We start from the raw sequence: 22,030 nt of genomic DNA on the forward strand, positions 1-22,030 counted from the left end.
GCCGCGATGGCCGCCGTGTGCACGCCCGTCACCGTATGGTGGGTGAATCCCTGCGTTGCGCCGATGAATCCGTGAGCGGTAGATCCACGCCATGCGTGGATGAACCACCCGCGACGGCCGGGGACAGAGCCCTTTCCTTGCGGAAAGGGATCCGGCCCGCTGGCATCAGCCCACCGAAACCGTATGCGCCGCTTCGCGGGTGGCCGAGAAGCGCACGTCCGGCGAGCGTTCCTGGGCCAGCTGCAGGTTGACCCGGGTCGGTGCCAGGTAGACCAGGTGGCCGGCCGCATCCAGCGCCAGGTTCAGCGCATTCTTCTCGCGGAACTCTTCCAGCTTCTTCTCGTTGCTGCAGTGGACCCAGCGCGCAGTGGTCACGCTGACCGGCTCGAAGGTGGCTTCCACGCCGTACTCGTCCTTCAGGCGGTAGGCGGCCACGTCGAACTGCAGCACGCCGACCGCACCCAGGATCAGGTCGTTGCTGGTCAGCGGGCGGAAGAACTGGGTCGCACCTTCTTCGGACAGCTGGGCCAGGCCCTTCTGCAGCTGCTTGAGTTTGAGCGGATCGCGCAGGCGTGCGCGGCGGAACAGTTCCGGGGCGAAGTTGGGGATGCCGGTGAAGGTGACCGCTTCGCCTTCGGTGAAGGTATCGCCGATGGAAATGGTGCCGTGGTTGTGGATGCCGATCACATCGCCCGGCCACGCCTCGGCGGCGATCTCGCGGTCGCTGGCCATGAAGGTCAGCGCGTTGGCCAGCTTCATTTCCTTGCCGGTGCGCACGTGGAAGGTCTTCATGCCGGCGCTGAAGCGGCCCGAGCAGACCCGCATGAACGCCACGCGGTCACGGTGCTGCGGGTCCATGTTGGCCTGGATCTTGAAAACGAAGCCGGTCAGCTTGTTCTCTTCCGGGGCGATCTCGCGGCCGGTGGTGGAACGCGCCTGCGGCGACGGGGCATGTTCGACGAAGAAGTCCAGCAGCGGCTGCACGCCGAAATTGTTCACGCCCGAGCCGAAGAACACCGGGGTCTGCTTGCCGGCGCGGTAGGCGTCCAGGTCGAACGGGTGGCTGGCGCCCTGCACCAGTTCCAGTTCGTCGCGCAGGTCGGCCAGCATCTGTGCACCGATCTTCTCGGCCAGGCCGGGCGCATCGATGGACGGGAAGATGGTCGAGTCCTGGCGGGTGAAGTTGCGGCCCGGTTCGTACAGGTGCACTTCGCCGGTCAGCAGGTGGACCACGCCCTTCAGGCGCTGGCCCATGCCGATCGGCCAGGTCACCGGCGCGCACTGGATGCCCAGCACGGTTTCCACTTCATCCAGCAGCTCGATCGGGTCCTTGCCCTCGCGGTCGAGCTTGTTGATGAAGGTCATGATCGGGGTGTCGCGCAGGCGACAGACTTCCATCAGCTTGATGGTGCGCTCTTCCACGCCCTTGGCCACGTCGATCACCATCAGCGCCGAGTCCACCGCGGTCAGAACGCGGTAGGTGTCCTCGCCGAAGTCGGCGTGGCCGGGGGTGTCGAGCAGGTTGACGATCTTGCCTTCGTACGGGAACTGCATCACCGAAGAGGTGACGGAGATGCCGCGCTCTTTTTCCAGCGCCATCCAGTCGGAGGTGGCGTGTCGGGCGGCCTTGCGGCCCTTGACCGAACCGGCCATCTGGATCGCGCCTCCGAACAGCAGCAGCTTTTCGGTCAGCGTGGTCTTGCCGGCGTCAGGATGGGAAATGATGGCGAAGGTGCGGCGACGCGACGCTTCGTTGGCGACTTCGGACATGGCAGTGGCGCCCGCCCGGGGCGCTTTTCAAAGAGATAAGCGCCCGATTATACCGGCCGGGGCCGTTCAGCGCCCGATGCCGCCCTCGGCCTCGCCCTGGCGGGCGAACTGCAGCTGGCCCTGCTCGGCGAAGATGCGTGCCGGCACCGAGCGCAGGCCCATGCCGCGGTTGACCTGCACCACGAAGTGCAGGTGCGGCGCGCTGCTGAAGCCGCTGTTGCCTGACAGGCCGAGCGGCTGCCCGGCCCCCACCGCCTGGCCGCGACGCACGCGCATGCCGCCGGCCTGCAGGTGGCCGTACAGCGCCATGCTGCCGTCGCTGTGCAGCACGCGGATGAAGTTGGCACGGCCGCCATCGCGCTCGCGGTCCTGGCCGTTGCCACGGAAGCCATCCTGGATCTGCATCACCGTGCCCTCGCGCGCGGCCAGCACCAGCGTGCCCTCCGGCAGTGCGAAGTCCACCGCGTCGCGGTTCTCCTCGTCATCGTGGCTGAACCGGCCCTGCGGCGCCTGGTCCACGCGCGGACGGGCCGCATCGAAAGGCAGGCGATAGGCGACATCTTCGGCCTGTGCGGCCGGGTTGCCCGGCACCGACTGCAGGCGCAGATCCAGGGGGCGGCCGTTGGACGGGGCGGGCAGGTGGCCGACCACCAGGCTGCTGTCGCCCTGGATCAGCGACTGCACCGGCAGGCCTTCGACCGGGCGTCCGGGCGCGGCGCGCAGTTCGACCTGCAGCGGACCGGCCAGTGCGTTGTCGACCCGGGCCTGCCAGTGCTCGCCGAGCGGCTGCAGGCGCAGCTGGGCCATCGGCGCAGCGCTCTGCGCGGTCTCGCCACGGGAGGGCGGAGCGGCCGGGGCGGCCTTGGGCACCAGTCCCCAGCCCTGGCGCCAGTCACCGGCGCTGGCCGTCGTGCTCGCCAGCAGGGACATCAGCAGGCAGGTCAGAGGCAGGCGCAGCATCAGTGGTTCCAGAGGGTAGGGACCGCCGGGACTGTAGCCGATCCTGAACAGGACGACCGCGACCGCCTTCGCATAGTCGCGTTGAAAATATTCATCGCTTTATCCGCATGAAGGGATTGACAGTGCCGGAAAGGGCTGGCATCGTGGCTCCACCATCGAGACCGGCAGAGGGACAGGCCCTTTGAAGCCGGGGCAGCCCGCGGATGCGAAAGCGTCTGCGTAGGTGCCAAATCCTGCGGGGACCGTGGCGTCCACCGAAAGATGGTTCGAACCATGCACCCCACGTGCATCTCGAACGCGGGCCCCGCGAAGGCTCGATGGCCGATTCCCCAACCGGATCCCGCCATGAGCTTCGCCGCCAGTACCGCGCTTCGCCCCGAACCCTTTGTCCCCGTCAGCGTGCCGGTCGAAGACCGCGTGCATGCCGAGCGCGGTGAGTTCGCCGCGGTGCTGTCGATGCGTCACGCCGGCCCCAGCCCGGTGCGCCTGCGCTATGAGTGGGTCGGCCCGGCCAATGCGCCGGTGGTGGTGCTGGCCGGTGGCATTTCCGCCCATCGCCACGTGGCGTCCAATGCACAGTTCAGCGAGAAAGGCTGGGCCGAAGACCTGGTCGGCAGCGGGCGCGCGCTGGATCCGCAGCAGCTGCGTGTACTGGCCTTCGACTTCATCGGCGCCGATGGTGCACTGGATGTGCCGATCGATACCGCCGACCAGGCCGATGCACTGGCGCTGCTGCTGGACCATCTCGGCATCCGCACGCTGAAGGCGTTCGTGGGCTACTCCTACGGGGCGCTGGTCGGCCAGCAGTTCGCGATCCGCCACCGTGCACGCGTGCGCCAGCTGGTGGTGGCCAGTGGCGCGCATCGCCCGCATCCGTATGCCGCCGCCTGGCGCGCATTGCAGCGCCGCGCGGTCGCGTTGGGCCAGCTGCAGTGCGGCGAAGACCACGGTCTGGCGTTGGCCCGGCAGTTCGCCATGCTCAGCTACCGCACCCCGGAAGAGTTCGGCGAGCGCTTCGATGCCGCGCCGGAAGTGATCAATGGCCGCGTGCGCGTGGCCGCCGAAGACTATCTCGACGCTGCCGGTGCGCAGTACGTCGCGCGCACGCCGGTGACTGCTTACCTGCGCCTGTCCGAATCGATCGACCTGCACCGCGTCGACCCCACCGCGATCCTGCCGCCCACCGTAGTTGTCGCGGTGGAGGGTGACCGCCTGGTGCCGCTGGCCGACCTGGTCGGTCTGGTCGAAGGGCTGGGCCCGCGCGGCAGTCTGCGCGTGCTGCGCTCGCCCTACGGCCACGACGCCTTCCTCAAAGAAACCGATCGCATCGACGCGATCCTCGCCACCGCCTTCCGCACTTCTGGAGAGTCCGCATGAGCCTGCACGCAAACGAGCCGTCCTGTAGTCGCACCACTGCCGCCGTCCGTGCCGGCATCGATCGGGACACCGCGTATGGTGCGGTCACGCCGCCGATCGTGCTGTCGTCGAACTTCAGTTTTGAAGGCTTCGGCAACAAGCGCCAGTACGACTACACGCGTAGTGGCAACCCGACCCGTGACCTGCTCGGCGAGGCGCTGGCGGAACTGGAGGGCGGCGCCGGCGGCGTCATCACCGCCACCGGCATGGGTGCGATCAACCTGGTGTTGAACGCATTGCTGCAGCCGGGCGACACCCTGGTGGTGCCGCACGATGCATACGGCGGCAGCTGGCGCCTGTTCAATGCGCTGGCGAAAAAGGGCCACTTCGAACTGGTCACCGCCGACCTGACCGATCCGCGCGCACTGGCGCAGGCGCTGGCCACGCAGCCGAAGCTGGTGCTGGTGGAAACGCCGTCCAACCCGCTGCTGCGCATCACCGACCTGCGCTTCGTCATCGAGGCCGCGCACAAGGCCGGTGCACTGGTGGTAGTCGACAACACCTTCCTGTCGCCGGCACTGCAGCAGCCGCTGTCGTTCGGCGCGGACCTTGTGCTGCATTCCACCACCAAGTACATCAATGGCCATAGCGATGTGGTCGGTGGGGCGGTGGTCGCGCGCGATCCGGCGCTGCACGAGCAGCTGGTGTGGTGGGGCAACGCGCTGGGCCTGACCGGCTCGCCGTTCGATGCGTTCCTGACCCTGCGCGGCCTGCGCACGCTGGATGCGCGCCTGCGCGTGCACCAGGAAAACACCGCGTCGATCGTCGCCCTGCTGGACCAGCATCCGGCGGTCGGCACGGTGTACTACCCGGGCCTGGCCGATCACCCGGGCCACGCCATCGCCGCGCGCCAGCAAAGCGGCTTCGGCGCGATGCTGTCGTTCGAACTGGCCGACTGCGAAGGCGATGATCCGCATGCCGCAGTGCGTGCCTTCGTCGATGGCCTGCGCTGCTTCACCCTGGCCGAATCGCTGGGTGGCGTCGAAAGCCTGATCGCGCACCCGGCCACCATGACCCATGCGGCGATGACCGCTGAAGCGCGCGCGGCCGCCGGCATCAGCGAAGGCCTGCTGCGCCTGTCGGTCGGCATCGAGGCCGAGCGTGACCTGCTGGCTGATCTCGGCGCAGCGCTGCAGCGCGCCGAAGCCGTGATCGATGCGGCTGCGCGCCGCAAACAGGTGGTGGATGCATGAGCGCGCTCGCCGCTGACATTCCTGCGCTGGGCGTGGGACGCCTGGCGCTGCTCGGCACCGGCACGGTGGGCTCTGCCTTCGTGCAGCGCTACCAGGCGTTGCAGGCACGCGGGTTGGAACTGCCCAGCGTGCAGTGGCTGGCCAATTCGCGCACCGCACTGGCGATCGACCGTGATCTGGCGTTGCCGCTGGAGCTGGCACGACGCGCACCGCGTGACGGTCTCAGCTCACCGCCATGGGCGAGCGCCGAAGGGCTGGAACGGGGTGACGTGGTGGTCGATGCCACTGCCAGCGAAGATGTGGCCGCACGTCACGTGCAGTGGCTGGCGCGTGGGGTGCACGTGGTCACCGCCAACAAGCTGGGCCGCGGTGCGCAGCTGGCACGTGCCACGGCCATCGCCGAGAGCTGCGCAGACAGTGGCGCACGCTATGGCGACAGCGCCACCGTCGGTGCCGGCCTGCCGTTGCTGAGCAGCCTGCGCGCGCTGGTAGCCGGTGGCGACCACATCCACGCCATCGAGGGCGTGCTGTCCGGCTCGCTGGCGTGGCTGTTCCATCGCTATGACGGCCAATCGCCGTTCTCGGCGGCGGTGCGCGAGGCGCTGGCGGCCGGTTATACCGAACCGGACCCGCGTCTGGATCTGTCCGGCGAGGACGTGCGCCGCAAGCTGCTGATCCTGGCGCGCAGCAGCGGGCTGGCGCTGGATGCTTCGCAGGTGCAGGTGGATTCACTGGTGCCTGAAGCGCTGGCAGCGCTGCCGCTGGAGGATGCGGTGGCTGCGCTCGAGCAGCTGGATGCGCCGCTGCAGGCGCGCTGGCAGCAGGCACGCGACAATGGTCGTGTGCTGCGTTTCGTCGGCCGCGTTGATGGCGAGGGTGCGCAGGTAGGCCTGCGCGAGTTGCCGGCCGATCACCCCTTGGCGCAGGGTGCGGGCACCGACAACCGCGTGGCCATCCACAGTGATCGCTACCGCCGCCAGCCGTTGCTGATCCAGGGGCCGGGCGCGGGTGCGGAAGTCACTGCGGCCGCGTTGCTGGATGACGTGCTGCGGATCGTGGGTTGATGTCCGTGCTGCTGCGCTCGCCGGGCCATGCCCGGCGGGCCCGCAATCTCAACGCGACCTCAACGCCTTCAACAATGCCGCATTGAACTGCTTCGGGTCCTGCACCTGCGGCGAATGGCCCAGTTCGGCGAACTCGACCAGCGTCGCGCCGGGAATCGTCGCGGCCGCCGACTTGCCGAGCACCGGATAGTTGCCCAGCGTTGCCTTCACCGCTGGCGGCGCCAGGTCGCGGCCGATCGCGGTGCGGTCCTTCTGGCCGATGAACAACGTGGTCGGCACCTGCAGATTCTTCAGTTCGTAGACCACCGGCTGGTTGAACACCATGTCCGATGCCAGTGCCTGGCTCCATGCAACGACCTGCTTGCCAGGCCCTTCGTACATGCCCGACTGCATCCGCGCCCACGGTTCATACGCCGGCTTCCACTTGCCGTCGTAGTACACGTCCAGCTGGTAGCGGCGGATGCTGTCATAGCTGATGTTCATTTCGCCGGCGTACCACGTGTCCACGCTGCGCCAGGGAACACCCAGCGCCTTCCAGTCTTCCAGCCCGATTGGATTGACCAGTGACAGGCTGCGCAGGTCCTGCGGGAACATCAGCGCGTAGCGCACCGCCAGCATGCCGCCCATCGAATGACCGACCAGGTGCACCGGTACATCACCCAGCTGCAGCTGTTGCAGCAGGGCATGGGTGTTGGCGGCCAGCTGCGCGAACGAATACTGGTAGCGCTCGGGCTTGCTGGATTTGCAGAAGCCCACCTGGTCCGGGGCGATCACCCGGTAGCCGGCGGCGACCAGTGGCTTGATCGATTCCTTCCAGGTGGCGGCACAGAAGTTCTTGCCGTGCAGCAGCACCACCACGCCGATGGGCGCCTTCTTCGGCGCGATGTCCAGGTATGCCATCTCCAGCGGCTGCCGCTGCGATTCCAGCCCGAAGGTCTTCACCGGATAGCCGTAGTCGAAACCCTCCAGCCGCGGCCCGTAAGTGGGCGCGGCCAGCGCGGACAGCGGCAGGCAGGCAAGCAGGGCAGCAGCGATCACGCGCATGGGGCCAATCCGGGGTAGGGGAGCCCCGAGCCTAACCGGAACGCGGTGACGGTGTCGTCCGATGTTGAGCCGGGCTCATGCCCGGCTGCAGGGTAGAGCCAGGCCATGCCTGGCTGCGGCCATCAGCACTCGATGACGTTCACCGCCAGGCCACCGCGGCTGGTTTCCTTGTACTTGTCCTGCATGTCGCGGCCGGTATCGCGCATGGTCTTGATCACCTTGTCCAGCGACACCTTGTGCTTGCCGTCGCCGCGCATCGCCATGCGCGAGGCATTGATCGCCTTCACCGCACCCATCGCATTGCGCTCGATGCACGGGATCTGCACCAGGCCGCCGATCGGGTCGCAGGTCAGGCCCAGGTTGTGTTCCATGCCGATTTCCGCAGCATTCTCGATCTGGCTCGGGTTGCCGCCCAGCGCCGCGACCAGGCCGCCGGCCGCCATCGAGCAGGCCACGCCCACTTCGCCCTGGCAGCCCACTTCGGCACCGGAAATCGAAGCGTTTTCCTTGTACAGGATGCCGATCGCCGCCGAGGTCAGCAGGAAGTCGAACACACGCTGCTCGTTGGCGCCCGGGCAGAAACGGTCGAAGTAATGCAGCACGGCGGGCAGCACGCCGGCCGCACCGTTGGTCGGCGCGGTCACCACGCGGCCACCGGCGGCGTTTTCTTCGTTCACCGCCAGTGCGTACAGGTTGACCCAGTCCAGCGTGGTCAGCGGATCGCGCATCGCCGCTTCCGGCTTCGACGACAGCTCGCGGTACAGCGCCGGTGCGCGACGGCCGACCTTCAGGCCACCCGGCAGCACGCCTTCCTCGCGGATGCCGCGCGCAACGCACGACTGCATCGCGCTCCAGATCTCGCGCAGGTTGGCGCGGATCTCGTCTTCGCTGCGCCAGCACTTCTCGTTCTCGAACATCAACTGGGCAATGCTCAGGCCGCTGCGTGCGGTCTGCGCCAGCAGCTCGTCGCCGCTCTTGAACGGGTAGGGCAGCGGGGTCTCGTCGGGCACGATGCGGTCATCGGCCGCGTCGTCCTGGTTGACCACGAAGCCGCCACCAACCGAGTAGTAATCGCGGGTGGCGATCACTTCGTCGTCGGCGTTGTACGCGGTGAAGCGCATGCCGTTGGTGTGGTACGGCAGCTTCTGGCGCTTGTTCATGCCGAGGTCGCGCTTCTCGTCGAAGGCGATCTCGTGCTGGCCCATCAGCTGGATGCGCTTGCTGCTGCGGATGCGCTCCAGGGTGGCCGGGATGATGTCCGGGTCGATCAGGTTCGGCCGCTGGCCTTCCAGGCCGAGCAGGATCGCCTTGTCGGTGCCATGGCCGCGGCCGGTCAGCGCCAGCGAGCCATAGACATCGGCGCGGATGCGCGCGACCTCGTGCAGGCGGCCCGGATCGAGCAGCCAGCGATGGATGAATCGCTCGGCGGCCTTCATCGGCCCGACGGTGTGCGAGGAGCTCGGGCCAATGCCGATCTTGAAAACGTCGAACGTGCTGACAGCCATGGTTGCCGTACTGCGGGTACCGGAAGAGACCGCTATTCTAGCGGTTCACGCCGCACTTCAATGGCTGCGGCGCAGCATTTCCACCAAGGGGACCCTGCCGGTGTTGACTCTGTTCCAGCGTGACGACTGCCACCTGTGCGACATGGCGCTGGCCGAGCTGGCCAAGGCCCGGGCGCCGGAATTCGAATCGGTGTTCCTGGATGACCAGCCAGCGCTGGAATCGCGCTACGGCGCGCGGGTGCCGGTGCTGCGCGACGAGCGTGGCGACCGTGAGCTGGACTGGCCGTTCGACGCGGCTGCGGTTCAAGCCTGGCTGGCCGTCGATCGGTAGTGGGGGGGGGGGGGGGGGGGCGCGGGCGGGGCGGCGCGCGGGGGGGGGGGGGGGGGGGCGCCCGGCGGGGGGGGGGGGCGGGGGGCGCCCGGCCCCCCCCCCCCCCCCGGCGGGGGGGGGGCCCCCCCCCCCCCCCCCCCACCACCGGAGATGATGGCCGGGGCGGTGCCCCGGCCCGTTGATCATTTCGCGTCGAACTTCACGATCGTGCTGATCGCGGTTTCGTCCGGGATGGTCTTGGTGTCGGCCCAGTCACCGCTGCCGACGCCGAAGTCCAGGCGCTTGACGGTGGCCTTGCCGGTCAACACCGGCTGGGTGCCCGGCTTCCAGGTGAAGGTGAGGGTGACCGGCTTGCTGACGCCGCGCAGCTCCAGCGTGCCGTCGGCGGCGAACTGGTCGTTGCCCACCGCACGGAAGCCCTTGGCGGTGTAACGCGCAGTGGCGAACTTGCCGACGTTGAAGAAGTCGGCGGTCTGCAGGGTCGAGTCGCGGTCGCTGTTGCCGCTCTTGGCACCGGCCAGCGGAATCACCACGTCCAGCGAACCGGCGGCCGGGTTGGCCGGGTCGAAGCTGAGCTTGGTGGCAAAGCCCGGGAAGCTGCCGGTGAACACTTCGCCGTCGTACTTGGTGGCGAACACCAGGATCGAGCCGGCGCCGGGGGCCTGCGCGTAGTCCGCGGCGAGCGCCGGGGCGGTGGCCAGCATGCCGGCCAGGGCGGCGGCCACGGCGGCCGGAGTGGTCAGTTTCAGGTTCATCGGTCAGTCCTTCTGAGGGGAGGCGAGCCAGCCGCGCGGCAACATGCGGGACAACGTTGCATCGCGCTGGAACAGGTGGTGGTAGAAGGCAGCGCCGGCATGGGCCAGCACCACCGCGATCAACAGCCAGAAGCCGTATTCGTGGATGGCGTGGGACACCGCGACGACCTGCGGATCCGGGCCACTCAGCTTGGGCACATCAACCAGGCCGAACCAGCGGAACGGGCGCAGGCCACTGGCCGAGTCGTACAGCCAGCCCGACAGCGGGATGGCGAACATCAGCACATACAACAGGACATGGGTCGCGCTGGCGATGCGCTCCTGCCAGCTGGGCACGCCCGGCACCGGCTTGGGGGCGCCGGCGTACAGGCGCCAGCCGAGGCGGAACAGCACCAGCGCCAGTACGGTGATGCCGATCGACTTGTGTGCGGTGTAGACCCAGAAGTACTTGGGCGTCTTGGGCAGTTCGCCCATGGTCAGGCCGACCACGCCCAGGGCGAGGATCAGCAGTGCGATCAACCAATGCAGGATCTGGCTGACACTCCCCCAGGCGGCGGGGGTGTTCTTGGCGGTCATGAAAGGTCCTCTAGCGGGCCGTCTTGGGGTCGGAGTGCGGAACGGGAGCGGGAGTTCCCGGGGCGTCGCTGCGGTCGAGGGTGGCTTCAGCCTCGATCCTCAGCTGTACTGCATCACCGATGACGCCCGGCCAGGCGGTGATGCCGAACGCGCGCCGGCTCAGCGTGGTGCTGGCGGAAAAACCGGCGGTGCGTCGGAACGGGGGAAGGGGGTAGCGCTTGATGGCGTTGAGGGTCACGTCCAGGGTGACTTCCTGGCTGACGCCGCGCAGGGTCAGGGTACCGATCACGTGCGCACGCTTGGCATCGATCGGTTCGACCCGGCTGGAGACGAAATGTGCCTTCGGGAAACGCTCGCCATCCAGAAGGCTGCGGGCCAGCGTGGCCTGGTTCCATTTGGCATCACCTAGGTCCAATCGCGACACGGGGACCTCGACATCCAGTGTGGCCTCGCGCCAGTTGTCGGGATCGAACTGCAGGCGGCCCTCACTGCCGGAGACCGTCCCCATCGCCTGCGAGTAACCCGCGTGGTCGATGGTGAACAGCACACGCGTATGCACCGGATCGAGGCGATAGGTATCTGCATCCGCCCAGGCGGGGGCGGTGGCGAGCAGCATCGGCAGCAGGGCCAGGCAGGGACGCATCGATGGCGGGCTCCGGAAGGGGGACGTTGCGATCATACGCACAGCCCCCCGCCAACGTTGCGTGCATGGCTGCAACAGTTCGTGGTGGGTCCACCGGTGGAAACAGGCTGTTGCAGCCATGAACCCGGCCCTGTGTGACAATCGGGACAGGACAGGGGGTTCAGGATGACGAGCGGTTGGCGCCTGTGGTGCCGAGGCATCGCGGGAATGGGGCTGCTGCTGATGGCGTTCGCCACGGCGGCCACGGCCCTCGACATGGCGGAAACACCGCGCCTGCGCCGTTTCGGTGCAGCTGAAGGCATGCCCTCGCGCATGGTGCTGGCGCTGGCCGAGGACCGCCAGGGCCATATCTGGGCGGCCACCGATGGTGGCCTGGTGCGCTATGACGGCGGCAACCTGCGGGTCTGGGAACATGATACGGAGCAGCCGGGCTCGCTGCCCGGCAACGAGATCGAGACCCTGCTGGTCGATCCCCTGGACCGCGTCTGGGTCGGCATCAATGGCAAGGGCGTGGCCCGGCTGGATGCCGACCGCGAACGCTTCAAGACCTTCGATGCGGTCAACGGCCCCTGCATGAGCCAGTTCTGGACGCTGGCCTACGCCGAGGATGCACTGTGGATCGGCACCAGTGGCCATGGCGTCTGCCGTTTCGGTGAAGACGGCAGCCTGCGCTTCTTCGAGCATGATCCGGCCCGTCCTGGCGGGTTGCCCAGCAATACCATCTACAGCAGCCTGGTCGATGCGCAGGGGCGACTGTGGATCGGCACCGAGGCGGGCATTGCGCGCTGGAACGGGACTGGATTCGAGGCTGTCGCGCCGCGCGAACTGGGGGCGCTGAGTGTGTTGCGCCTGAGCCGCGACCCCGATGGCTCGATCTGGGCCGGCAGCCAGAATGACGGCCTCTACCGTATCGACGCGCAGGACCGGGTCAGCCGTCCGCGCTGGGCCGACAGTGCGCGCCTGCGTTCGGCACTGGTGCTGGCCGATCGCCAGGGCGGTTACTGGGCGGGCACCTCCGATGGCCTGTTGCGTGGAGATGCCAGCATGCTGCGGCGGCTCGACGGCGACCGCGGCAGTGGCTTCCTCACTGCCCAGAGCGGTGTGCTTGATCTGATGCAGGACCATGAGGGCGGATTGTGGGTGGCGCTGCTGACCCAGGGCCTGGCCTACCTGCCGCCGGACTGGCGCCGGTTTTCGATCTGGAACCAGCTTGACGGCAAGCCGCTGGACAGCCAGTACCTGCTGAGTGCAGCCAGTGATGGCCGGAATTACTACGTCGGCTCAGCGCATGGCGTGTACCAGCTGGACGCGCAGGGAGTACTGAAGTTGCTGGCCAGCGATCGCGAGATCGGCAGCGGGGCGGTGTGGTCGGTGCTGCCGCGGCCGGACGGGCGCCTGTGGCTGGGGCGTGCCGGCCGCATCAGCGTGTACGACCCGGCCACCCGCGCGCTGCACGATTGGCATATCGATGGGGGAGCCGATCTGCGCCAGCGCATCGATCTGATGCGGCAGGCCCCCGATGGCACGGTCTGGCTGTCGGTGATGAACCTGGGCCTGCAGCAGCGCAGCGCCGATGGCCGCGTGCTGCGTAGTTACCCGCTGGAGGATCTCCGCAAGACCGCCGATTCACCGGTCGAGCAGATCCGCTTTGATGCACAGGGCAAGGCCTGGGTGATGGGCGACATGGGGATCTGGCGTGAACAGGCCGGGCGCTTCGAAGCGGTGCCGGGCGTTTCGCGCGGGCTGATCTACGATCTGGTGTGGGTGGATCCACAGCAGCTGTGGCTGGCCCGGCAGGGCGCGCTGGAACGCTACCAATGGGATGGCATGAGCCTGCGCCTGATCCAGCGCATCGATGGCAGTGCTGGCGTGCCCTCGGTCAGCATGGGAGGACTGGCGCTGGCCGAAGACGGCCGCCTGTGGGCGACCACGCCACGTGGCCTGCTGCGGTGGGACCCGAAAACGCGCCGCCTGCAGCAGTTCAACGAACGCGATGGCCTGCCCGACGCCGAGTTCACCAGCAGGCCGCCGGCGGTGAATGCCGATGGTCGCGTGCTCGCGGTGGCCCAGACCGGCCTGGTCGTGTTCGATGTGAATGCTGCCGATGCGGTGCTGCCGCCGTCGTCGCTGGTGATCGCCGAGGTCCGCGTGCGGCGTGATGATGCCCGCGGCTGGCAACCGCTGCCGACCACCGGCACGCTGTTGCTGGGGCCGGATGATCGTGATCTGCAGATCGATGCGCGACTGCTTTCCTATGCCAATCCGCAGGGCAACCGTTACCGCTTCCGGGTGCAGGGCTACGACCAGAACTGGGTGGAGCAGGGCGGTGACGGCCAGCGCACGCTGTCGCGGCTGCCGACCGGCAGCTACGTCATTGAAGTCCAGGCGGCAACGGCCAGTGGCACGTGGACGCCTTCACAGCGGTTGCAGGTGAAGGTGCTGCCACCCTGGTGGCGCAGCGGCATGGCGATCTTCGGCTACCTGCTGATCGGCTCGCTGCTGCTGCTTATCCTGGTGTGGTCGATCCGTGCGCGCCTGCGCCGCCGCCAGCAATGGCAGTTGACCGTGCACAAGCAGCAACTGGCAGAGCAGGCCTCCCAGGCCAAGAGCCGGTTCCTGGCCACGCTGGGCCATGAGGTGCGCACGCCGATGACCGGTGTGCTCGGCATGAGTGAGTTGCTGCTGGCCACCCCGCTGGATGCGGTGCAGCGCAGCTATGCAGGCTCGATCCAGCAGGCTGGCAGCCACCTGCTGCGGCTGGTCAATGACGCACTGGATCTGGCCCGCATCGAGGCCGGCCGGCTGGAGCTCGACCTGCGCCCGTTCGATCTGGCTGGCCTGCTCGACCAGGTGCAGGCGTTGATGGAGCCGATGGCGAAGCAGCGCAACCTGGGGTTCCAGCGTGGGGGCGATCCGCTGGGGCCGATCAGCGTCAGCGGCGACGAGATGCGCGTGCGGCAGATCCTGCTCAACCTGCTGGGCAATGCAATCAAGTTCACCGAGCGCGGGCACGTCGGCCTGGCCGTGCGCCTGGAAGAGAACGGTGGCGGACTCTGCTTCGAAGTGCATGACACCGGCCCGGGCATCAACGCCGAGCAGCAGGACCGGCTGTTCCATCGCTTCGAACAGGCGGACGGCCCGCGCACCGCGTCGCGCTATGGCGGCAGCGGGTTGGGCCTGGCGATCTGCCAGGAGCTGGCCGTGGCCATGAACGGACGCATCGAAGTGGACAGCCAGCCGGGCAAGGGCGCGCGATTCCGGGTGTGGTTGCCGCTGCCCTGGATCCGGCAGGCCGCCAATGCGCCGGGCGAGTCGCCGGTGCTGCCGGTGCTGCCGCCGCTGCGCATCCTGCTGGTGGAAGATGACGCGACCGTGGCCGAGGTCATCGCCGGCCTGCTGCGTGGCCGTGGCCACGACGTGGTGCACGTGCTGCATGGCCTGGGCGCGCTTTCGGAGATTGCCACCGATGGTTTTGACGTGGGCCTGCTCGATCTCGATCTGCCCGCGCTGGACGGCACCGCCATCGCTCGCCAGCTGCGCACCATGGGCTATGAACTACCGCTGGTGGCGGTCACCGCGCGCTCCGATGCCTACGCCGAGACCCAGGTCCTGGCGGCCGGGTTCGATGGCTTCCTGCGCAAGCCGGTGACCGGTGACATGCTGGTGACTGCCATTGCCCAGGCGCGCGCAAAACGACAAACCGCTCTTTGAATGCGCCAGCGCCGGGCGTGAACGGCGCGACTTTCGGTTTACCATGCCGACGCCCGTAGTGCGGGAATCATCAGAAGCAGCGTGAGGAGGCAATCGGTGGTGTATCTGCGGGCGGCGATGCTGCTGCTGGTCCTCCTGTGCTGCCTGTCGCCCGCTGCGGCGCAGCCGGTGCCACCGAGCCCGCGTCAGGTGACGGTGTTCGACGGCTTGCCGTCCAATACCGTGAACCGCATGGCCGAGGATCGTTACGGTTACCTCTGGATCGCCACCAACGACGGTCTGGCCCGCTACGACGGGCGCAACTACCGGATCTGGCGCTCGGAAGACGGCCTGCGCGACAACCGCATCTGGACGGTGCTGGTCGATGCCCGCAACCAGCTCTGGATCGGCACCGAGAACGCGGGCCTGGTACGGATGTCGGCCGATCGTCGCCAGCTGCATTTCTACGACCGCAGCAGCCAGCCGTTGATGGGCACCAACACGGTCTGGAGCCTGGCCACCACGCCGGATGGTTCGGTCTGGTTCGGCACCCACGAAGGTGGTCTGTACCGCCTGGACAACCAGGACCGGCTGCAGCGCTTCCTGCCCGAAGCGAACAACCCACGCAGCCTGCCGGCCGCATCGGTGCCCTATCTGGCAACCCTGGCCGATGGCAGCCTGTGGATCGGCACCAAGCATGGCGTCGCGCGCTGGACCGGCACGGACTTTGAACGGGTTGGTGCCGGCATTGTTCCCAGCCTGCTGATCAATGGCCTGACGGCCGAGCCCGATGGCAGCCTCTGGATCAGCACGATGGCCGGTGCCATCGTGCGTCGTCCCGATGGTCGTTTCGAGGCACCGTCCTGGAAGCTGCCCGAAGGCGAACAGGTGCTGGGCATGATGCTGCGCGACGAGCAGGGCGGGCACTGGCTGGACACCCGCACCGGCCTTGGCCGCGCGGTCGATGGCCAGTACCAGGCCGTGCCGCTGTACAGCGCGGTGGCGCGTGGCCCGGTACGCCCGAACTGGACCGGCGCCTACGAGGATCGCGAGGGGGGCATCTGGCTGGCCAGCACCAACGCCGGCCTGTGGCACCTGCTGCCGCGCTGGTGGCAGTTCTCGGTGCTGTCGCGGCTGGAGGACGACCCGCGCTCGCTGCGCAATGCCTTCGTGCTGGGTACCAGCCCGTCCAGCAACGGCGGCATCTGGACGGTCGGCAGCCACGGCGCGCTGGACCGCTTCGATCCGAAGACCGGCCGCATCGAACAGCACCGCACCTGGGTCAACGGCATGCACTGGCTGACCTCGGTGCGCGAGGATCGCCGCGGCCAGGTCTGGATCGGCTCCAACGACGCGCTGCTGCGCTACGACCCGAAGCGGCGTGATCTGCGCCGCTGGGGCCGGGATGCCGGCGCCGACGCGACCATGGAAGGGGTCATCGAATCGATGATGACCTGTGATGGTGACAGCCTCTGGCTGATGCTGCCATCGGGTCTTCAGCAGCGCGATCTGGATGGGCGCCTGCGGCGCCAGCTGGACAATGGCCAGCGCGGATTGCAGCAGGGCCAGCTCAATCTCGATGTGGAATGCGGGCCGCAGGACCATATCTGGCTGGCCAGCAGCCGAGGCCTGCTGCAGTGGCTGCCGGAAAGCGAGCGCTTCCAGCCGGTGCCGGGCGCACCGGCGACCGCGATCCATGCACTGCACGTGGGCAGCGATGGCCAGGTCTGGCTGTCCGAAGATGGCCGCCTGTCGCGCTACCGCTGGAGCCAGGGCCGGCTGGAGCGGCAGGCCGTGATCGGTGCCGAGCAGGGCTACCCGGCGATCTCCGCTTCGGGGCTGGTGGTCGATGCACAGGGGGTGGCGTGGGCAACCAGTGCGCGTGGCCTGGTGCGCATCGGCGCCGATGGCCAGAGCGTGCGCCTGTATGGCGTGCATGACGGCCTGCCGAGCCAGGAATTCCGCGAGCACACGCTGGTGATGTCGGGAGACGGCCATCTGGTGGCGGGTACGCCGGCCGGTGTGGTGGTGTTCGACCCGGAGCAGGTGCGGCCCTCGATGCGGCGTGCGCCGCTGGTGATCGAGCGGGTGGAGGTGCGCCGCAACGAGCAGGTGCTGGACCTCACCCACGACACGCCGTTGCAGATCGCCGATGGCGACCGCGATCTGCGCATCGTCGCGCGCCTGTTGTCGTTCGCCGATTCGGCGTCCAATACCTATCGTTACCGGTTGGCCGGCTATGACCCGGACTGGGTGGAAGTGGGACCGGCCGGTGAGCGCCTGTTCTCGCGGCTGGCACCGGGCAGCTATCGGCTGGAAGTGCAGGCGCGGTCGGCCGACCATGTCTGGTCACGGGTGCAGAGCCTGGAATTCCGCGTGCAGCCACCGTGGTGGCGCAGCCTGTCCGGCCTGCTGGTGCTGGCCTCGTTCGCGCTGCTGCTGACCAGCTGGTTCGCCTGGCTGTACCGTCGGCGCCTGCAGCGTCGCCACGCCTATCAGCTGGCGCTGCACAAGCAGGAGCTGGCCGAGCAGGCGTCGGCGGCCAAGACCCGCTTCCTGGCCAACCTTGGTCATGAGATCCGCACGCCGATGACCGGTGTGCTCGGCATGAGCGAGCTGCTGCTGTCCTCACCGCTGGATCCGCAGCAGCGCGGCTATACACAATCAATCCGCCACGCCGGCGAGCACCTGCTGCATCTGGTCAACGATGCGCTGGACCTGGCGCGGATCGAATCGGGCCGTCTGGAGTTGCAGTCCAAGCCGTTCGCGCTGAGCTGCCTGCTGCAGGACCTGGCGGCGCTGATGGGCCCGTTGGCTGCACAGAAGGGCCTGCGCTTCACCCTCGACAACCAGTTGCCGCCCGGCCTGCAGGCCACCGGCGACGCGATGCGGGTACGGCAGATCCTGCTGAACCTGCTTTCGAATGCGGTCAAGTTCACCAGCCGCGGCACCATCACCCTGCACGCGCGCAGCGACGCCGAGCTGCGATCTCTGCATTTCGAAGTGCGCGACACCGGCCCCGGCATCAGCCAGGAGCAACAGCAACGCCTGTTCCGCCGCTTCGAGCAGGCCGATGGTGCACGTACCGCGGCGCAGTACGGCGGCAGTGGCCTGGGCCTGGCGATCTGCCGCGAACTGGCGCATGCGATGCAGGGGCGGATCCAGGTGGAGAGCCAGCTCGGTCGCGGCACCTGCTTCGGCGTGACGTTGCCGTTGCCGATGGTGGTCGATGCCGATGCCGAAGCAGATGGTGAAACGCACCGCGAGGACGCGGCCAACATGCCGCCATTGCGGGTACTGCTGGTGGAGGACGACGCGACTGTGGCCGATGTGGTGCGCGGGCTGCTGAGTGCGCGCGGGCACGAGGTGGTACATGCGGGCCATGCGCTGGCGGCACTGCGTGAGATCAGTGCCGGTGATTTCGACGTCGGCCTGCTGGATCTCGACCTGCCGGGCCTGAGCGGCTTCGAGCTGGCCCAGCATCTGCGCAACCAGGGCTACATGCTGCCGCTGCTGGCGGTGACCGCACGTACCGACCCGGACCTGCAGCAGCAGGTGGAGGCGGCCGGCATCGGTGGCTTCCTGCGCAAGCCGGTGACCGGGGAACTGCTGGTGGAAGCGATCGCCCGGGTGATGGGAAGGTAGGTTCGGCAGGGCCTGCGGCCCTGGTACACGCCATCGCATGCGCGCTGTCGCTCCCACGCTTCGCTGCGCGAAACGCGGGCCCCTTTTACCAGCGCCCATACCCCCGCCGCTTCGCGGCCGCCCCCTGACTCAGGGGGCTCTCCTCCAGACCCGTCGCGGTCTCCAGTAGATCCACGCCATGCGTGGACGAATCTCTGTCAGATATCAAAATGGATCTGACCCCATGTACATTTCGATATCTGACCGATGTGTCGACCAAGGTCGACACCCACCAACAGCAGCGCCCATCTGTCAGAGGTGGGGCGGTGTCGGATTGCGGGGTGTCAGCCGCATGGATGCGGCTGCCAAGCCTGCAGGGACGTACTTGTGGCGTCCCCGCAATCCGACACCGCCCCGCCATTCCACGGAATGCCCGCTTTTGACGCTGACGTTGATTCGGCGGGTGCAGGGTGCAGCCCTGCCGAACCCCCTCACTCCGCGACGTGCTCGACCTGCCGCGGTTCGGGCTTGGTGTCCGGCAGCTGCCAGAAGATCATCGTCGAGGTCAGGGTGATCGCGCCCACGCACAGGAACGTCGCATGCAGTGCCGCGGTGGCGCTGTTGCTGTCCAGGTGATTGCCGAACGCAGCCAGCAGGCTGCCGGCCGCCGCGGCACCGAAACCGGCGGCGAGCATCATCACCATCGACAGCAGGCTGTTGCCGGAACTGGCGAATTCGCGGTCCAGATCCCGCAGCGTCACGGTGTTCATCACGGTGAACTGCAGGGAATTGACCGCACCGAAGAAGGCCAGCTGCAGCAGGCGCCAGGCCAGGTGCTGGCCGGGTGTCATCAGGATGAAGCTGGCCATCGCCAGGCCAACCAGCACGGTGTTGACCATCAGCACGCGGCGGTAGCCGTAGCGCTCGACCAGCTTCACCGCCAGCTTCTTCGACACCATGCCGGCCGCCGCCACCGGCACCATCATCAGGCCGGCGTTCATCGGGCCAAGGCCCAGGCCGACCTGCAGCAGCAGCGGGATCAGCATCGGCATGGCGCTGCTGCCGATGCGCGAGAACAGGTTGCCAAGGATGCCGATGCGGTAGCTGGGCACGCGGAACAGGGCCAGCGAGAACAACGGCGCGGTGGAGTTGGCGGCATGCAGCCAGTAACCGACCAGTGCGGCCAGGCCGGCCACGGTCATCAGCATCACCAGCGCATGTGGCGTTCCGAGCCCGGAGATGCCGTCCAGCGCCAGCGACAGCACCACCATCGCAAAGGCCAGCATGATGTAGCCGCGCAGGTCGAAACGGGTGCGATGGCTGGCGTAGTGGTCGGGCATGATCTTCATCGCGGCGATGAAACCGATCACGCCGATCGGCAGGTTGATCAGGAACACCCAGTGCCACGACGCGATCTCGACCAGCCAGCCACCCAACGTCGGGCCGATCAACGGGCCGACCAGCGCGGGGATGGCGATGAAGCTCATCGCGCGCAGGAAGTCCTCGCGTGGCACCGAACGCATCACTGCCAGGCGTCCGACCGGCAGCAGCATCGCACCGCCGATTCCCTGCAGCACACGTGCCCCAACCAGCTGGTGCAGGTGCTGTGCCAGCGCACAGGCCAGCGAGCCGAGGGTGAACAGGATGATCGCCACCAGGAAGGTGCGGCGGGTGCCGTAGCGGTCGGCGATCCATCCGGAGGCGGGAATGAAGGTGGCTACCGCCAATGCGTAGCTGAACACCACCGACTGCATCTGCAGCGGGCTTTCGCCCAGGCTGGCCGCCATCGCCGGCAAGGCCGTGTTGACGATGGTCGAGTCCAGCATCTGCATGAAGATCGCCAACGAAACCAGCCACAGCAGGGGGCGCTGGCGGGTGTAGGTCGATGGCGATGTGGACATGGGGTGTGGCCGGTGCAGCGTGGGGGTCGTCATGATCGCGCACTGCGGGTCACGGCGCGATCAACATCGCGCCGCAACCGCATGCGCAATGCTCAGCGCTGGCTGTGCGCGTGCACTGCGTCGACCAGCACCTGCACGTGCGCCGGGTCCATGTCCGGCGACATGCCGTGACCGAGGTTGAACACATGGCCCTCGCGCGAACCACCGTTGCCGGCGGCATAGGTGTCGAGCACGCGTGCTGCTGCGGCGGCGATCGCATCCGGCGAGGCGTACAGGGTGGTCGGGTCGAGGTTGCCCTGCAGGGCGACGCGGCCGCCGGTGCGGCGCATCGCCTCGTCCAGATCCAGCGTCCAGTCCAGGCCCAGCGCATCGGCACCGGTCTGCGACAGCGCTTCCAGATGCAGGCCGGTGCCCTTGCCGAACAGGATCAGCGGGGTGCGCTCGTTGCCTTCGCCGCGCTCCAGGCCCTCGGCAATCCGCTGCAGGTAGCGCAGCGAGAACTCGCGGTACATCGACGGCGACAGCACGCCACCCCAGGTATCGAATACCTGCAGCGCCTGTGCACCGGCCGCGCGCTGCGCGCCGAGATAGGCGATCACCGCCTCGGTGGTGACCTCCAGCAGGCGGTGCAGGGCCTGCGGATGGTTCAGTACCATCGCCTTGATCCGCGCGAAGTCCTTGCTGCCGCCGCCTTCCACCATGTAGCAGGCCAGCGTCCACGGGCTGCCGGAGAAACCGATCAGCGGCACCTGGCCGTCCAGCTCACGGCGGATCAGGCGCACCGCGTCCATCACGTAGCCCAGGTCCTGTTCCATGTCCGGCACCGCCAGCCTGGCGATGGCCGCTTCATCACGCACCGGGTGGCGGAACTTCGGGCCTTCGCCTTCGACGAAGTACAGCTCCAGGCCCATCGCATCGGGAATGGTGAGGATGTCCGAGAACAGGATGGCCGCATCCAGCGGGAAGCGGCGCAGCGGCTGCAGGGTAACCTCGCAGGCAATCTCCGGATTCTTGGCCATGGCCAGGAAGCTGCCGGCCTTGGCTCGGGTCGCGCGGTATTCCGGCAGGTAGCGTCCGGCCTGGCGCATCAGCCAGACGGGGGTGCAGTCCACCGGTTCGCGGCGCAGGGCGCGCAGCAGGCGATCGTTGCGGAGAGGGCTGGTCACGATGGGCATTCCTTGGACGAAAGTTGGCAGCGGCGTCAGTCGCCGTGCGAGAGGATCTGGAAACCGCGATGCAGTTCGGCATCGCGGGCCTTCTCGAAGGCATGGCGGGCTTCGTCGGCCTGCAGGAACAGCTCGCGCCGCAGCTGCGAGCGGCTGCCGACGCGGCCGCTCTCGCGCAGCAGTTCCCAGCCGCCGAACAGATCCGGCTGCAGGCTCAGGCGCAGGAAGCGCGGTGCCTGCGCACCGGCGTCGGGATGTTGCAGGTAGACGTGCATGGCGCCGATTGTAGCGGGGCCAGGGTGACCCCGGCCGCAACGCGGTGGTGGGGGCCGGGGGGGGGGGCAGCCCGGGCCCGCCCCCCAGAACCGCCCCCGGCGCGTCGACGGGGCGGC

General features: G+C 68.1%; 16 protein-coding genes and 1 riboswitch. Of the genes, 6 read left to right on the plus strand and 10 right to left on the minus strand.

From position 1 onward, the window contains the following. Positions 1 to 165: 165 nt before the first annotated feature. Together V3B64_RS07620 and V3B64_RS07625 are read right to left on the minus strand one after the other, a co-directional pair. Positions 166 to 1,770 carry a peptide chain release factor 3 gene (locus V3B64_RS07620; protein WP_014038155.1) on the minus strand — a complete coding sequence of 535 codons (1,605 nt, stop codon included), beginning with the start codon at positions 1,768 to 1,770 and terminating at the stop codon, positions 166 to 168. A 66-nt stretch (positions 1,771 to 1,836) separates the two neighbouring features. Beyond that, positions 1,837 to 2,730, minus strand: a complete 894-nt coding sequence (locus V3B64_RS07625; RefSeq protein ID WP_329913886.1) for a M23 family metallopeptidase — start codon at positions 2,728 to 2,730, stop codon at positions 1,837 to 1,839. A 149-nt stretch (positions 2,731 to 2,879) separates the two neighbouring features. Further along, positions 2,880 to 2,998: riboswitch (SAM riboswitch) on the plus strand. 77 nt (positions 2,999 to 3,075) lie between these two features. Between V3B64_RS07625 and V3B64_RS07630 the strand changes: the two genes are divergently transcribed. The 3 genes from V3B64_RS07630 to V3B64_RS07640 are packed head-to-tail and all read left to right on the plus strand — an operon-like array spanning position 3,076 to position 6,403. Further along, complete coding sequence (locus tag V3B64_RS07630) at positions 3,076 to 4,107, plus strand: homoserine O-succinyltransferase (RefSeq protein ID WP_329913887.1); 1,032 nt, start codon at positions 3,076 to 3,078, stop codon at positions 4,105 to 4,107. Continuing rightward, complete coding sequence (locus V3B64_RS07635) at positions 4,104 to 5,339, plus strand: O-succinylhomoserine (thiol)-lyase (protein ID WP_285302237.1); 1,236 nt, start codon at positions 4,104 to 4,106, stop codon at positions 5,337 to 5,339. The genes V3B64_RS07630 and V3B64_RS07635 overlap by 4 nt, the downstream gene beginning before the upstream one ends. Next, positions 5,336 to 6,403 carry a homoserine dehydrogenase gene (locus V3B64_RS07640; protein ID WP_032127793.1) on the plus strand — a complete coding sequence of 356 codons (1,068 nt, stop codon included), beginning with the start codon at positions 5,336 to 5,338 and terminating at the stop codon, positions 6,401 to 6,403. Before V3B64_RS07635 ends, V3B64_RS07640 begins: the two co-directional genes overlap by 4 nt. Before the next feature lie 48 nt (positions 6,404 to 6,451). Here V3B64_RS07640 and V3B64_RS07645 read toward each other — a convergent pair whose 3' ends face one another. Together V3B64_RS07645 and V3B64_RS07650 are read right to left on the minus strand one after the other, a co-directional pair. Next, positions 6,452 to 7,447 (minus strand): alpha/beta hydrolase, encoded by a 996-nt coding sequence (locus V3B64_RS07645; RefSeq protein ID WP_329913888.1) that lies wholly within the window; start codon positions 7,445 to 7,447, stop codon positions 6,452 to 6,454. 122 nt (positions 7,448 to 7,569) lie between these two features. Continuing rightward, positions 7,570 to 8,952: an L-serine ammonia-lyase gene (locus tag V3B64_RS07650; protein ID WP_049456519.1), complete on the minus strand. Its 1,383-nt coding sequence runs from the start codon at positions 8,950 to 8,952 to the stop codon at positions 7,570 to 7,572. 100 nt (positions 8,953 to 9,052) lie between these two features. Between V3B64_RS07650 and V3B64_RS07655 the strand changes: the two genes are divergently transcribed. Beyond that, on the plus strand, positions 9,053 to 9,283 hold the full coding sequence (locus V3B64_RS07655) for a glutaredoxin family protein (protein ID WP_329913889.1): 231 nt from the start codon (positions 9,053 to 9,055) through the stop codon (positions 9,281 to 9,283). Positions 9,284 to 9,465: 182 nt separating this feature from the next. Here the strand turns inward: V3B64_RS07655 and V3B64_RS07660 are convergent, their stop codons facing one another. Genes V3B64_RS07660 through V3B64_RS07670 form a run of 3 tightly spaced genes read right to left on the minus strand, consistent with a single transcriptional unit; the run spans position 9,466 to position 11,257 of the window. After that, a complete protein-coding gene (locus V3B64_RS07660) occupies positions 9,466 to 10,038 on the minus strand; it encodes a YceI family protein (protein ID WP_010482754.1) in 573 nt (190 codons plus the stop codon). 3 nt (positions 10,039 to 10,041) lie between these two features. Next, positions 10,042 to 10,614 carry a cytochrome b gene (locus V3B64_RS07665; RefSeq protein ID WP_005410672.1) on the minus strand — a complete coding sequence of 191 codons (573 nt, stop codon included), beginning with the start codon at positions 10,612 to 10,614 and terminating at the stop codon, positions 10,042 to 10,044. A gap of 10 nt (positions 10,615 to 10,624) precedes the next feature. Continuing rightward, the gene (locus V3B64_RS07670; protein ID WP_032127796.1) at positions 10,625 to 11,257 is read right to left on the minus strand and encodes a YceI family protein; all 633 of its coding nucleotides are present in this window, start codon (positions 11,255 to 11,257) and stop codon (positions 10,625 to 10,627) included. Between the two features lie 165 nt (positions 11,258 to 11,422). Between V3B64_RS07670 and V3B64_RS07675 the strand changes: the two genes are divergently transcribed. Both V3B64_RS07675 and V3B64_RS07680 read left to right on the plus strand, forming a co-directional pair. Beyond that, positions 11,423 to 14,968: an ATP-binding protein gene (locus tag V3B64_RS07675; protein WP_329913891.1), complete on the plus strand. Its 3,546-nt coding sequence runs from the start codon at positions 11,423 to 11,425 to the stop codon at positions 14,966 to 14,968. A gap of 96 nt (positions 14,969 to 15,064) precedes the next feature. Then, on the plus strand, positions 15,065 to 18,592 hold the full coding sequence (locus V3B64_RS07680) for a hybrid sensor histidine kinase/response regulator (RefSeq protein ID WP_107431908.1): 3,528 nt from the start codon (positions 15,065 to 15,067) through the stop codon (positions 18,590 to 18,592). A 470-nt stretch (positions 18,593 to 19,062) separates the two neighbouring features. Here the strand turns inward: V3B64_RS07680 and mdtD are convergent, their stop codons facing one another. From mdtD to V3B64_RS07695, 3 genes are all read right to left on the minus strand, one after another. Beyond that, the gene (mdtD, locus tag V3B64_RS07685; protein ID WP_132810625.1) at positions 19,063 to 20,472 is read right to left on the minus strand and encodes a multidrug transporter subunit MdtD; all 1,410 of its coding nucleotides are present in this window, start codon (positions 20,470 to 20,472) and stop codon (positions 19,063 to 19,065) included. A gap of 92 nt (positions 20,473 to 20,564) precedes the next feature. Continuing rightward, positions 20,565 to 21,647, minus strand: coding sequence for a uroporphyrinogen decarboxylase (gene hemE / locus V3B64_RS07690; protein WP_329913892.1), 1,083 nt, complete (start codon positions 21,645 to 21,647; stop codon positions 20,565 to 20,567). Positions 21,648 to 21,673: 26 nt separating this feature from the next. Next, complete coding sequence (locus tag V3B64_RS07695) at positions 21,674 to 21,913, minus strand: WGR domain-containing protein (protein WP_032127800.1); 240 nt, start codon at positions 21,911 to 21,913, stop codon at positions 21,674 to 21,676. Positions 21,914 to 22,030: the final 117 nt, after the last annotated feature.

Origin of the sequence: Stenotrophomonas sp. SMYL86 (assembly GCF_036320025.1) — a bacterium.
Lineage (GTDB): Bacteria > Pseudomonadota > Gammaproteobacteria > Xanthomonadales > Xanthomonadaceae > Stenotrophomonas > Stenotrophomonas maltophilia_A.